Origin of the sequence: Mesorhizobium sp. M1409, assembly GCF_040317535.1 — a bacterium.
Taxonomy (GTDB): domain Bacteria; phylum Pseudomonadota; class Alphaproteobacteria; order Rhizobiales; family Rhizobiaceae; genus Mesorhizobium.
Genome location: NZ_JAMYKV010000013.1, coordinates 62,808 through 75,441, shown reverse-complemented (window position 1 = coordinate 75,441; position 12,634 = coordinate 62,808). Strand labels below are relative to the sequence as shown.

Genomic DNA, 12,634 nt, shown 5'->3' with positions numbered 1-12,634 from the left:
ACCGCTTCCCCAAAAGCCGCGCATTCCCCGAAAGCAGGACATGATGAGCCAAAGACCGTCGATCGCCTTCGCCAAATTCTCCGCACCCCAGACCGCGTCGAACAAGAAGGGCACGGTCTTCGTGCTCTCGGCGGATGAGGGCAGCCTGAGCGACGCGGCCAAGGCTTGCGATCCCGGCAAGACACTGGAGCGGGCCTTTCCGGTGGCCGAGTTCACTGGCAAGTTCGCCAGCGTGGTGGAAGTTCTGGCGCCGCAGGGGGCGTCCATCGACAGGCTGGTGGCGGTAGGCGCCGGCAAGGTGTCGGGACTCGACGACTATGCGTGGCTGAAGCTTGGTGGCACCATTGCCGCGTCGCTGCGCAAGGCGACCGACGTGGCCGTGGTGCTCGACCTCGCCGGCGCGTCGCCAAGTGGCAAGGATGCGGCAAGCCTTGCGGCGGGCATTCTCCTGCGCAGCTATTCCTTCGACAAATACAAGACCAGGAAGGACAAGGACGACGGCAAGGCCGAGCCAAAAAAGCCGGTCAAGGTGACCATCCACACCGCCGATCCGGCCGCGGCGAAAAAGGCTTTCACCGATGCCGAGGCGGTGATCGAAGGGGTGCTTCTGGCGCGCGACCTCGTCAACGAACCGGCAAACGTGCTCGGGCCGGTCGAGTTCGCCGCCCGCGCCAAGGAACTCGAGGCGCTCGGCGTCAAGGTCGAGATCCTGGGCGAGAAGGAGATGAAGAAGCTCGGCATGGGCTCGCTGCTCGGTGTCGCGCAGGGCTCGCCGCGCGGCGCCCGCATGGCGATCATGCAGTGGAACGGCGGCAAGCCAAAGGACAGTCCGGTTGCCTTCGTCGGCAAGGGCGTCACCTTCGACACCGGCGGCAATTCAATGAAGCCGGCGTCCGGCATGGAGGACATGAAGGGCGACATGGGCGGTGCCGCCGCTGTCACCGGCCTGATGCATGCGCTGGCCACGCGCAAGGCGAAGGCCAATGTCGTTGGCGTCATCGGTCTGGTCGAAAACGCCGTCGACGGCCATGCCCAGCGTCCCGGCGACATCGTCACCTCGATGTCGGGCCAGACCATCGAGGTGCTCAACACCGACGCGGAAGGCCGCCTCGTGTTGGCCGATGCGCTGTGGTACTGCAACGACCGCTTCCAGCCGAAATTCATGGTCAATCTGGCGACGCTGACCGGCGCCGTCATGGTCGCGCTCGGCCAGCACCATGCCGGCCTGTTTTCCAACAATGACGAACTGGCCGAAAGGCTGACGGCGGCGGGGCAGGCTACACAAGAGCGGCTGTGGCGCATGCCGCTCGGCGCCGAATACGACAAGCTGATCGATTCCAAGAACGCCGACATGAAGAACATCGGCGGCCGCTATGGCGGCGCCATCATCGCCGCGCAATTCCTGCAGCGCTTCGTCAAGGATACGCCGTGGGCGCATCTCGACATTGCCGGCACGGCAATGGGCTCGCCGTCCAACGAGATCAACCAGTCCTGGGCGTCGGGGTTCGGCGTCAGGCTGCTCGACCGGCTGGTGCGCGACAATTATGAGCAGTGAGCGGATTCAATCACTATAGAACGAAGCGATGGCCGACGTCCTGTTCTACCACCTGACCGAATCGACGCTGGAGGATGCGCTGCCAGGCCTCCTGGAGCGCAGCATCGATCGTGGCTGGCGCGCCGTGGTGCAGACCGGCACCGAGGAACGCCGTGATGCGCTCGACCAGCATCTTTGGACCTTCCGTGACGATTCGTTCCTCGCCCACGCAACCGATCGGGAGGCCCATCCCGGCGAACAGCCGATCCTGCTGACCACCGGCGACGGCAATCCCAACCAGGCCAAAATAAGGTTCCTCGTTGACGGCGCGGTGCCGCCCGACCTTGGCGGCTACGAGCGCGCGGTGTTTCTGTTCGACGGCCACGATGCCGCCCAGGTCGAAGCGGCTCGGGGAAACTGGAAGATGATGAAGGACGCCGGCCATGCCGTCACCTACTGGCAGCAGACGCCAGACCGCCGCTGGGAGCGCAAGGCCTGATACATGTCGCCCAAAAATGGCCTCGGTTTTGGGAGAACGGCTGCATAAAAACAAAGATCTAAAGTAAAGCAGGTCGCCTGAACCGTTCAGTCGGCCCGCTTTACCAGTGGCTTGTCGCGGAAGACAGTATCTACTGCTTTGCCTTGATCCGGTCCATTTCCCTGGTGACGTAGTCGCCGTATTTCAATTTCATCGCCTCGTCCGACCGGTTGTGATGCGAACTCCTGAAAACATACCACTCGCCACCAGGTGATTTACGCTTGTAGATCACGTTGCCTGCCTGGCGATGCTCGAAGCAGGTCATCGAGCCCTTCACACCCCACGAGCCGTGCCATTGCGCGCGGTAGCACAACTTGCCGCCGCCGGGAATGAACCACATGCCATCGCCATAGCCCGACTTGCCTTTGTCGTGGGTCCAGGCGTCGAACTGCCGCTGTTTGACGGCAAAGAACCCGGCGCCCTTCTTGGCCCACAGCCACGAATGGTTCTGATAGATCTGGTAGACGCCTTCGTCGGGAACCGCGGTGGCTTTTTGCGCCTGCTCGGCGATTTTCGTCGCCGTTTTGGCTGTCGCGGGGATCTGGAAGGCAAGAACAAGAACGGAGCAGGCGAAGACCGCTCCGAGACGATTTCCTAGTATTCGTTTCACGAAACCCCCTCCACGGACTGATTTATGCCATGCCTCAACCATCTTCCCGAACCGCTGGTTCGGGAAGGATCACGATCAAACAAGGAGATGGAGACCCATCCCGATCACGTCGGGATGGGTAGGCACGATGCGTCTACGGCAGGACGTGCTGGGTCACCCGCCAGTCGGGCAGACCGTAGCCATCCAGCCACGGCCACACTTCCTTCTGGTTGAAGTAGACGACCGAGGTCAACGCTGGGAACTCCGCATAGGATTTACGGGTATCTTCCTGCCACTTCGAGACATAGTCCTGCTTTCCGACATAGCCGAGTTCCGCCACCACGATCGGCTTGTTGAACCCTGCCACGCGGTCATAGCCGGGCTTCAGCATCTCGGCGAACGTACGATCATGACCGGCCTCGTTATTGTCCTTTTTCTGCAGACCGAACACCGACAGGCCGATGACATCGACGTAATCGTCGCCAGGGTAGTATTTTTCCAAGCCCTCTTCGCCTTTGGGTGACCACATGTACTTGGCGGCCGGCGCGGCTTTGCGGCAAAGATCGACTTCGCGCTTGTAGGCGGAAATCCAGTCCTTGGGCGCCCAGTTGGCCCAGGTGAAGCGGCCGTTCTTGTCTTCCATCTCCTGCGCCCAGCGAATGGTCACCGGGCTCTTCATCTGTCCCACCAGGTCGCAGATCGCCTGCATGTTGGCGTCATATTTGCCGCCCAGTATGCCGTCGCGCAATTCGGGCGGGGTGATGCGCCAGTCCTTCGACCAGGTCCACGGCTCAATCGTGATCAGCAGCGAACGGCCGCGTTGCAGCGCATAGGCGTCGGCCTGTGGCAGTGTCGCCAGATCGACGTCCTCCCAGGGTAGGAACAACTCCTCGATGCTGGCACTCTTGTCGGTGCTGAAGTCCCCATAGGGATCATAGGATCCGAATGCGGAGGCGGCACTGCTCGTCTGAACGGGGTCCGTCCCTGCGACGGAGCCGGCGCCTCCTGCGGTGGGGAACGCGGCGCTCCCGCCCAATACCAGCGCGATTGCAAGTGCATTTGCTGCAGAGCGTTTCATGTCTGACCTCCCATGGCTTCAACTTCCCGCGGAAGTAAAGCTTCGCCCGTACGCATCGATGTTTGATCGACACGACTATCCAAAACCAATAAGCCCTAATGGCGCAATCTGCGGGATTTCGGAGCGACCATCGGCGGGTGTGCGAGCCTTCGCACAGAGCCCACCCAAATTATCTCTCACGGCACCAACACCGAGGAGCTACTGAGAGAAGTTCGCCGCGATACTCACAAATTCGCGTCAATATCCCGATATATCATCACTAGCTAATTTAAGAGCCGGTCAGGGCCAAGAGTCAAGTGCAATTAACGGTTGCTTAACCTTAACACGCGCGACATGGTTAACGCTGCTAGCGGACCGGTTCCCTCCGAGCAGCCTCGCCCCCGTCAGCCGGCACTGAAAAATTTGCCGGCTTGTCCCGACAGGGCTGGTCGGTTGCGATTGCTCCGCCCCGATTCAAAGGCGTCAGGTAACCAAGCCTCAGGGATTGTAGTTAACGAATACTTAATTTAGTTGACTCTAAGCAAGGGCGGGCTGATTCTGCCTCCCGGGTTTGAGAGCTTTCAGCCTTCTGTCGGCGGAAGCCCAAGTGGCGGCGAGTAAGTTATGAGTGCTTCCGTACAGGCACGCATCATCGGCCATACGAGCAGACGGGCGCATCGATCCGAAGCGGCTCTGGCCGTCACTGCGCGGAAGGGGCCCTTTCTGGTTCCCGTTCTGTCGGCCACTCAGCAATGGATATTGAGACTCGCGCTGGCTTTCTGGTTCGTCACACTCGGGTTTTTCTGGATCTGGTGGCTGAAGCCCGAGCATGTCGAGCGTGTCGGGCCATACACATTCGCGACGCTCATTCTGCTCTGGCTCACGCTCATGCCGCTGTACTTCCTCTTGAATGTGCATGCGTCGAAGAAACCGTCCAAGCTTCACACGATCCCGAAGCGTTCTCGGGTCGCGATGGTGGTCACCAAGGCCCCGTCCGAACCGTTTGCCGTGGTTGCGCGCACGCTCGAAGCGATGCTGGCGCAGGATTACCCACATGACACCTGGCTGGCGGACGAGGACCCTTCCGAGGAGACGGTTCGCTGGTGCGAGGCTCACGGCGTGCTTATTTCGACGCGGCGCGGCAGGGAAGACTATCACCGCACGACATGGCCGCGCCGCACCCGCTGCAAGGAAGGCAACCTGGCGTTCTTCTACGACCACTATGGCTATGAGCGTTACGATTTCGTTGCTCAGATGGATGCGGATCACGTACCGACGCCGACTTATCTCAGGGAAATCCTTTATCCCTTCGCCGATCCCTTGGTTGGCTATGTCTCGGCGCCGAGCATTTGCGACAACAATGCCGCCGAGAGCTGGTCGGCGCGCGGCAGGCTGTTTCCGGAAGGGATGTTTCACGGCCCCCTGCAGTCCGGCCATACGGGCGGTGGAGCTCCGCTCTGCATCGGCTCGCATTATGCCGTGCGGACCAAGGCGCTGAAGCAGGCGGGCGGTCTCGGTCCGGAACTGGCGGAGGATCACTCCACCTCCATGCTGATCAACGCGGCCGGATGGCGTGGGGTGCACGCGCTCGACGCCATCGCCCATGGCGACGGCCCACAGACCTTTGCCGATCTCGTGACCCAGGAATTCCAGTGGTCGCGAAGCCTGGTGACGATCCTGCTCGAATATTCTCCCACATATTTTCCCAAGCTTCCGCCGCGGCTGAAGTTCCAGTTCCTGTTCTGCCAGCTCTGGTATCCGCTGTTCGCCGTCTTTGCGCTGCTGATGTACGTCACGCCGATGTATGCGCTGTTCACCGGGCGTAACTTCGCCAATGTCATGTACGCCGACTTCCTCGTCCACTATGTGCCCAACGCCGTCGCCCTGGTTGGCTTGGTTATGATGCTGAAGGCTTTCGGCCTCTCGCGCCCGATGACGGCCAAGACGATCAGCTGGGAAGGCACGCTGTTCCTCTTCTTCGCGCGCTGGCCCTGGGTGCTCGCCGGCACGCTGTCGTCGATCCGCGACTATCTGACCAAATCGTTCGTCGATTTCCGGGTCACGCCAAAGGGCAGCGGCCCAAAGAACCTGCTGCCGGCCCGCGCCCTCGCTCCCTATGTGGCGCTGGCGATCGGCGCGGCGCTGCCCGTGCTGCTCGTGGATCACCCCTTCGACGCCACCGGCTTCTACTGGTTCGCCGCCTTCAACGCCTTCCTCTACGGGCTTCTGGTGGTGGTCATCGTCGTAAGGCACGTCATCGAGAACAGGATCCCGTTGCGTGCCAATGCCGCGAAAGTCGCCTTACAGGCGTCGCTTGCCACGCTGGCGCTCGCCGTTCCGGCCGCGAGCTTCTACGATCGCGGCATGGAAGGCGTCTATGGCCTGCAGCAGGGCGCCGGCGGCCTCCGCATTGTCAGGATCGCCTATGTGGTTTCCGGCGCCGGCCAGGGCGACATCGGTGCCCGCAATTTCTACTTCGATCCAGCTTGGGGATCGCCCCGCTGACGCCGTGAGGCGTACGCGCGCAAGCAGCTTCCTGAATTGCATTTGGCTTGATGGCTGCCGGCGACCGCGGCAGTGGCGGGCGCGAGCTCAAAAGATCAAATTTTAATAATATCCGATCGAGCGCTGAAAGACCGCGCTCATCATGTCGCTTGCACGAATTTTAATAAGCTTCCTCTAATATTTGGCCACGATGTGAGCGGCGATGGGCTGCTCACGTGGCGCGGAAAAGCAAATAAGAGAGAATAGATCTCCGCGCTCCAGCAACTTGTATTCGTGGCAGGGGAAGGCGATGAAAAAATTTATGGAAAGCGGGGCAAGGATCGGCAAGAAATATGCCTGTGCATTTGCCGCTGTTGCATTGATCTCGATGGTGTCCGGTTGCCAGGGCATGGATGCGACCAGCTCGATCGGCACCAAGCCCGTGGTTCATACGCTCGGCAAGAAGGTGCACTACATCAAGAACAAGCGGCTGCATCTGATCAACCGCAAACCGCTCACACAAATGACCACCGTGACGCGCACGAGGCAGGAGGCCTATGCGGCCTTCGTGCGGCCGCAGCGGGTCGGCAGGCCGGCGCCGGTGAAGGTTTCCTATAGGCCGGGCAATGGCGGCCCGTTCCTGGGTCATTCGCCCTGGATTTGCGGGCCGAGCGGTTTCGGCCAGCGCGCCAGCTGCCGTTCGCGTTACTAGAATCAAACCCAAAAGTGGCGGCGCGATTTGACTGAAGAGTCGGCCGCTCTGGTCTTCGCCGGGGGGCGAAAGTCGAGGGCGGGAGGTTGGCGCATGCGTTGCGCCTTGCCTCTTGCCCTCGACCGCCATTCTTGGCGACACCAGTCGACGAACCTTGCCAGCCCTTCCTCGGTCGGCACCTTCCTGGCAGCCGGCTGAGCCGGTCATCACAATCGGCATGGAACCTCCAGGGTGTTCCGATCAGGTCACGATGGCCGGCTAGGGCGTTGCCAGCCGTCATTGTCACCGGAAGCCGGCTGCGGCCGCGCGACATAGGCCGATGCTCCATTCGCCTCGTGATAGACACGTGCCAGCATTTCCGCCAGGACGCCCGACGTCACCATCTGCACCCCGGCGATGAGCAGGAAGAAGCCGGTGAACAGCATCGGGCGTGTTCCGATGTCCTCCGCGAAAAGCAACTTGAGGCAAAGCAGGTAGGCGAGGATGAGCGAACCCAGCGCGCCAAGCACAATGCCGATGCCGCCGAAGAAATGCCCGGGCCGTGTGCGATAGCGCATGAAGAAATACATGAACACCAGATCGAGCACGACCCTGAAGGTGCGCGAAATGCCGTATTTGGACTGGCCGTGGATGCGGGCATGATGCGTCACCACCTCCTGCGCGATGCGTCTGGGGGTCGTCACCGTGGCCAGCCAGGCCGGGATGAAGCGGTGCATCTCACCATAGAGCTTGACGCTGCGGATCACGTTGCCGCGATAGACCTTGAGGCTGCAGCCATAGTCCTTGAGGCGCACGCCGGTGACACGCGCGATCAGTGCGTTGGCGATGCGCGAGGGCAGTCTGCGCATGAAAAAACCTTCCTGGCGGTCCTTGCGCCAGCCGACCACCAGGTCGAGATCCTCGCTCAGCAGGCGGTAGACCATGCGCGGGATGTCGAAGGGATCATTTTGCAGGTCGCCGTCGATCGTGGCGATGACGTCGCCGCGCGCCGCGTCGATGCCGGCCTGCATCGCGGCGGTCTGCTTGTAGTTGCGCACCAACTCGACCGCATGCACATGCGGGCCGTAATGCATTGCCAGGCGCCTGATCTCGCTCACCGTCGCGTCGGTGCTGCCGTCATCGACCAGCACGACCTCCCACGGCTGGTCGTAGCGCTCCATCGCCTGGTGAATCCGTGCCAGCAACGGCTCGACGTTGTCGGCCTCGTTGTACATGGGTACGACGATGGACAGCGTATGGTCCGGCATTACCGCGCCGTCAGGCAGTCCCGAAGCTGGGATGGGCAATACGTTCATTGGGATGGCTTCCTTGCAGGTCCGACAGCCGGGTTCCCCGGCAGCGTCGATTTCGAGGGAAACAGCCAGGCGATCGCGCCCGTAGCGATAGCCGAGCAGAAGATGAACAGGTGCAGCGCCAGGGCCGCCTGCAGGCCGCTCTTCATCGCGATTCCGGATGTGAGCAGCGCCGCCGCCGCACCCGCTTCATAGGTGCCGAAGCCGGCGACGCCTTGCACTGGCAATATGGCGGCGCCTTCGGCTCCGACGACGCCGGGAAAGGCGGTGGTGAAAGATGTCCCCAATATCAGCGCCAGCAGCCATCCCTGCACGGTGAGCTTCAGCGACCAGTTGGCGATCGTCCACCACCAGCCGTAGCGGGAGCGCCCGGTCGCCTCGGTGAAGGTGTCGCGAAGCAGGCCGAGCTTGGCCACGATCCTGCCGCGCCCGGCCCAGTCATGCGGCGCGCGCGCCCAGCGCGGCAGGTACCAGGCCGCGGCGATCAAGGCGGCCACGCCAGCAATCCTTATCGCCGGATGCAGGCCGGGCCACACCGCCAGGGCCAGCACGCCGACGACGAAGGCATCCTGCAGCCTGAACCACAGCAGCGAGGCGCTGGCACGCATGATCGGTACGCCGAAGACCTGGCGCAGGAGGAGCGGAAAGGCTGTCTCGCCGCCACGGAAAGGGACGACGTTGATCATCGCATTGTGGATCAGGATAATGCGCAGGCAGGCGCCGAAGCGGCCATGCACTTCGTCGCGGAACTCGTCGCAGACGCGCAGCGCACGCAAGACATAGGTGACGAAAAACGCGATCGTCGCCACCGCGAACGTGCCGGGCGTGATGCGGTCGAAGGCGTCGCCGACCATGCGCCAGCGCGAGTCGCTGGCCAGCCAGGCCAGCAGGGCCAACGTCACGACTATCGAGATTGCCCGTTTCAACCAATTCTCCGCCGGTTTTCACCGCCGAGTTCCAGCGGCGGCATCGCGTGGCGCCCGAATATCCCTGGCGTCATCGGGGATCGGTTTGCCTGGCCCACCGCCTTGCCCGCCTTCCGCGGGCGAATGCGGGGCCGCTGACACGTCGGGACCATATCCTGTCCGAGGCCCGCGGCCCCAGACTGTCGCGGCTCTCATGGACGGGTGATCCTATAGACCAGCAAATCATCCGAATCCACAAGCTTGGTTGCGGTCTTGTCCAGATAGTCGATGACCCCGTCATGATGCTCGACGAACAACCGGTCCTGTTTGTCGGCTGCGTTCTTGGCCGTGCCGAACAGGTCCGCGCCTTGCGCGCGCAACTCCTCGAGCTGCGCGATCGCGGTAGCGTCGTCGGCGACGAATTTCGACCATTCGACATCGCCTCCGCCAGGCGGGAACACCCAGCCGCGCGCCCTGCTGTAGTAGACGGCGACGGGATCGCCGGCCTCGGGCGCGATAGCGACGACGAGGTCGCCCGGGCGCGCCAACCGCGCCAATTCCTCGCCAAGCAGCTTGCCTTTCATGGCGATCGGCGTCTTCATTGTCCTGACGAGGGGAAAGGTCGACCACACGAGTGCGATGGCCGCGATGCAGATCGAGCGCAGTACGACCGCCGGCGACAGAACGGTTCCCGATGCAAGCGCTGCCAGGAGAAGCGCGCCGCGGCCGCAGAACATCGCGAACGGCACATGGAAAATGTGGTAGTTCCAGGGATTGCTGGTGATCTCGCGCGCCGCCGCCAGGTAGACGGCCATGGCCGCGGCCAGCCAAACATAGGGAATGGCCGAAAGGGTGCGTCGCCTCGGGTCTTCGGCGGGTCTGGGCGGCATCCAGAAGCCGATCGCGATCAGCACCATGAACGGATAGCCGTAGAACCACCAGACCGACGTGTTCCATACGGATTTGAAGTAGAAGCTGTTCCTGAAGAATGTCCAGAAGCCGGAATCCCAGATATAGCCGCTGCCGGCGACATGAAACGGCGGATAGCTGCGGCCGAGATAGATCGCCCAGCTGAAATAGGCGCCGATGATGGCCAGGCTCAAAAGCCCCGACAGGAAGACCCTGGTCGCCTGCTTCCACTTCTTCTCCAGCATCCAGCAGACCATCAGGTAGAAGATGACGGCGCCGGCGGCGAGGCCTGGCGGCTTCGACAGCACGCCGAGCGAGAAGCTGGCCGTGGCGAGCGGCAACAGCCAGCCGCTGCCGCCGGCCCAGTATTTCGCGAAAAGCCAGACGCCGAGCGTCACCAGGGCCAGCATCGCGGGGTCGGGAAGAAACGAACTGTCGATCATGATCGCCGCCGGCATCAGCGCGTAGGCAAGTGCCGCGGCGTGGGCGTGCGTCTCGCCCCAGAACAGCGCCGTTAGTCTGTGTAGCGAAAACACCGTCACCAGACCGAAGAAGGCCGCAACCATGCGGCCGAACCAGTCGTGCCAGCCGAAGAGTTGGTAGAGCAGGGCGGTCAGATAGCTGACGATCTGGAACTCGCGGCCCTGATAACTCGGCCCGGGCCCGGTCCAGCTGACCTCGGGGAAGAAGATGTTCCAGCTGTGCTGCTGGAAATTGTCGGCCATCATTGCCGTGCTCGTCTCGCGCCAGCTGAAGGCGTCGACCAGCGGCAAGGTTATGTTGTGGAACCTGAACACGACCGCAATGAACAGGATCCCCAGCAAGATCGCCGTGTTGGGGCTCAGGTAGTCGCGAGCAGCCGTATCCGAGCCGGCCGACTGCCGCAGGTATTGCTGAACTTCGGCCTGATCCAATTCCGGGTCGTCCGTCATTTGAAACCGCGTCCTCTCTGATGTCCGCGGATTTTGTTTTTGCGCGCGATTGTCAAAGGTGCGGCAGTATACGACGCAATCCCTAATTTTGACGACAGCGGCTATGCGTGTCTCGAATAGTTGTTGTCGTCGGCTTCGCGAACGTTGACATCGCGGTTCTCGCGGCTGTTAAATAGTTCGCATGGCTGTCGCGCCGATAGCGCCGCCGTGGGTCAAGCAGACATGCGAATGCCAATTGTGCAGATAGCTCCGACCAGATCGCCGCCGCCTTGTGTCGACCGTCGGCGACACAAGGAACGTCGTCGGTTCGCAAGTTGCGCGCAGCTACTGTTTCTCCTGGCCCTCTTCGGCCAGACGGCCCTTTCGGGAACGGCGCACGCGGCTGCCGCCAAGGACAGCGCACCCGCGCAAGCGAATAGCGCAACTGTTCCGACAGCCTACGAACTGCAGCTTCTATATGCCGACCGCACATGGGTATGGAAGAACGGAGCGGCCTATTTCGCGCAGGGCGATCGGCACCTCAAGGCCTGGACATCCGGGCAGGACACGGCATCTGTCGCGGAGGGCAGATGGCTGGTGACCAGCGGCGGCAAGATGTGCATGGAGCTCGCCTGGCGGTCGAAGGGCTACACCGGCAAGCAGCATCGCACCTGCTACAGCCACCGGATCCAGGGCGGGAACATCGAGAAACGCAAGGATCCGGATGGGGAATGGTACAGTTTTAGGCGATCGCCCGAGGGTCTTTCCGACGAAGACCGGAAGTTCGAAACAGGCGACACGAAGGGCGCGCGGTTCGAAGAGGCGCGCAAGCTGGTCGATTCCAAGAATTAGGCCGTGTCCAGCCGCGCTGAGACACGGCCGGACCCGCCCCGGAGGCTCCCCCAGTCTTGATCCCTGGTGGTACCGTTCAGCATGGCCGGCAAGAGCCATGACGCCAATGACTCTCGCAACCCGCTTCCGACCCATCCAGACGGCTCATGCCGGAGTGCCTGTCAAGGAACTGGCGAATCGCTTATGGTGAAGCATCACGCGGTTCGGCGGGTGCGGTCGGCACGCCGACCGCCGCTTGATATCATTCAAATCGTATATGACAGAACGACAAGATGGTGGGGCCTACCATACGGTTTTGATGAAATTTAATAATTAGTGATGTCTAATGTTCAGGTGTGATGTGCGAAGGGTCACTCATACGGCGTGAAAGCGGCGAAGGCATAGGTATGTCGCGACGCGCTCTTGGATTACACTTGATAGCAAGGGACAAATGATGAACAATTCGGCAATGGGCGCGTTTCGCCCAAGCAAAAATATCGTATCTATTGTTACGGCTGCAGTGATGAGCTTTATGGTTGCGGGTTGCCAGGGGATGGATGCGACCGAAACCAATTCGGTTCTCATCAAGCCTGTGGTCCATGCGGTCCGCAGCGAGCCCGCGGTCCAGCCGGTCCAAGCTGGATACTTCGTACGTTCGCTCAGAGCCGAGCCTCAGATCCTGATGACCAGCACAGTTCGAACGACCGAAAGAGATTACGCCTTTGCATCGCCGATCAAAGTCCGCACGCCGGCGCCGGTGAAGGTCTCTTTCAATCCGGGCAGTGGCGGCAGGTTCCTGAGCGGTTCGCCTTATATCTGCAGCCCTAGCGGGTTTGGCCAACGCGCGAGCTGCCGCCCCCGCTATCTCTGAT

11 protein-coding genes are annotated in these 12,634 nt (G+C 61.8%); 6 read left to right on the top strand and 5 right to left on the bottom strand.

Going from position 1 to position 12,634, the window contains the following annotated elements; translation table 11 throughout:
- Nucleotides 1–43 precede the first annotated feature (43 nt).
- Together NKG99_RS13280 and NKG99_RS13275 are read left to right on the top strand one after the other, a co-directional pair.
- Nucleotides 44–1,555: a leucyl aminopeptidase gene (locus tag NKG99_RS13280; protein WP_352868278.1), complete on the top strand. Its 1,512-nt coding sequence runs from the start codon at nucleotides 44–46 to the stop codon at nucleotides 1,553–1,555.
- A 28-nt stretch (nucleotides 1,556–1,583) separates the two neighbouring features.
- Complete coding sequence (locus tag NKG99_RS13275; protein WP_352868133.1) at nucleotides 1,584–2,033, top strand: DNA polymerase III subunit chi; 450 nt, start codon at nucleotides 1,584–1,586, stop codon at nucleotides 2,031–2,033.
- 130 nt (nucleotides 2,034–2,163) lie between these two features.
- Here the strand turns inward: NKG99_RS13275 and NKG99_RS13270 are convergent, their stop codons facing one another.
- Nucleotides 2,164–2,682 carry a DUF995 domain-containing protein gene (locus tag NKG99_RS13270; protein ID WP_352868131.1) on the bottom strand — a complete coding sequence of 173 codons (519 nt, stop codon included), beginning with the start codon at nucleotides 2,680–2,682 and terminating at the stop codon, nucleotides 2,164–2,166.
- Nucleotides 2,683–2,815: 133 nt separating this feature from the next.
- Nucleotides 2,816–3,739, bottom strand: coding sequence for a glycoside hydrolase family 26 protein (locus tag NKG99_RS13265; protein WP_352868128.1), 924 nt, complete (start codon nucleotides 3,737–3,739; stop codon nucleotides 2,816–2,818).
- A 603-nt stretch (nucleotides 3,740–4,342) separates the two neighbouring features.
- On the opposite strand from NKG99_RS13265, the gene NKG99_RS13260 reads away from it, so the two are divergent.
- Both NKG99_RS13260 and NKG99_RS13255 read left to right on the top strand, forming a co-directional pair.
- The gene (locus NKG99_RS13260; protein WP_352868125.1) at nucleotides 4,343–6,223 is read left to right on the top strand and encodes a glycosyltransferase family 2 protein; all 1,881 of its coding nucleotides are present in this window, start codon (nucleotides 4,343–4,345) and stop codon (nucleotides 6,221–6,223) included.
- Between the two features lie 289 nt (nucleotides 6,224–6,512).
- Nucleotides 6,513–6,914, top strand: coding sequence for a hypothetical protein (locus NKG99_RS13255; protein ID WP_352868122.1), 402 nt, complete (start codon nucleotides 6,513–6,515; stop codon nucleotides 6,912–6,914).
- A gap of 245 nt (nucleotides 6,915–7,159) precedes the next feature.
- On the opposite strand, the gene NKG99_RS13250 is transcribed toward NKG99_RS13255, so the two are convergent.
- From NKG99_RS13250 to NKG99_RS13240, 3 genes are all read right to left on the bottom strand, one after another.
- Complete coding sequence (locus NKG99_RS13250; protein ID WP_352868276.1) at nucleotides 7,160–8,161, bottom strand: glycosyltransferase family 2 protein; 1,002 nt, start codon at nucleotides 8,159–8,161, stop codon at nucleotides 7,160–7,162.
- 44 nt (nucleotides 8,162–8,205) lie between these two features.
- Nucleotides 8,206–9,132, bottom strand: coding sequence for a lysylphosphatidylglycerol synthase domain-containing protein (locus NKG99_RS13245; protein WP_352868119.1), 927 nt, complete (start codon nucleotides 9,130–9,132; stop codon nucleotides 8,206–8,208).
- A gap of 191 nt (nucleotides 9,133–9,323) precedes the next feature.
- Nucleotides 9,324–10,952: an ArnT family glycosyltransferase gene (locus tag NKG99_RS13240; protein ID WP_352868117.1), complete on the bottom strand. Its 1,629-nt coding sequence runs from the start codon at nucleotides 10,950–10,952 to the stop codon at nucleotides 9,324–9,326.
- A gap of 228 nt (nucleotides 10,953–11,180) precedes the next feature.
- Here NKG99_RS13240 and NKG99_RS13235 point away from each other — a divergent pair, with 228 nt between their 5' ends.
- Both NKG99_RS13235 and NKG99_RS13230 read left to right on the top strand, forming a co-directional pair.
- Nucleotides 11,181–11,783 carry a DUF995 domain-containing protein gene (locus NKG99_RS13235; protein ID WP_352868115.1) on the top strand — a complete coding sequence of 201 codons (603 nt, stop codon included), beginning with the start codon at nucleotides 11,181–11,183 and terminating at the stop codon, nucleotides 11,781–11,783.
- Between the two features lie 430 nt (nucleotides 11,784–12,213).
- On the top strand, nucleotides 12,214–12,633 hold the full coding sequence (locus NKG99_RS13230; RefSeq protein WP_352868113.1) for a hypothetical protein: 420 nt from the start codon (nucleotides 12,214–12,216) through the stop codon (nucleotides 12,631–12,633).
- Nucleotide 12,634 lies beyond the last annotated feature (1 nt).

Coding starts and splice junctions, on each gene's coding strand:
- NKG99_RS13280 (WP_352868278.1), top strand. CDS start 44: ATGAGCCAAAGACCGTCGATCGCCTTCGCCAAATTCTCCGCACCCCAG.
- NKG99_RS13275 (WP_352868133.1), top strand. CDS start 1,584: ATGGCCGACGTCCTGTTCTACCACCTGACCGAATCGACGCTGGAGGAT.
- NKG99_RS13265 (WP_352868128.1), bottom strand. CDS start 3,739: ATGAAACGCTCTGCAGCAAATGCACTTGCAATCGCGCTGGTATTGGGC.
- NKG99_RS13260 (WP_352868125.1), top strand. CDS start 4,343: ATGAGTGCTTCCGTACAGGCACGCATCATCGGCCATACGAGCAGACGG.
- NKG99_RS13255 (WP_352868122.1), top strand. CDS start 6,513: ATGAAAAAATTTATGGAAAGCGGGGCAAGGATCGGCAAGAAATATGCC.
- NKG99_RS13250 (WP_352868276.1), bottom strand. CDS start 8,161: ATGCCGGACCATACGCTGTCCATCGTCGTACCCATGTACAACGAGGCC.
- NKG99_RS13240 (WP_352868117.1), bottom strand. CDS start 10,952: ATGACGGACGACCCGGAATTGGATCAGGCCGAAGTTCAGCAATACCTG.
- NKG99_RS13235 (WP_352868115.1), top strand. CDS start 11,181: ATGCCAATTGTGCAGATAGCTCCGACCAGATCGCCGCCGCCTTGTGTC.
- NKG99_RS13230 (WP_352868113.1), top strand. CDS start 12,214: ATGATGAACAATTCGGCAATGGGCGCGTTTCGCCCAAGCAAAAATATC.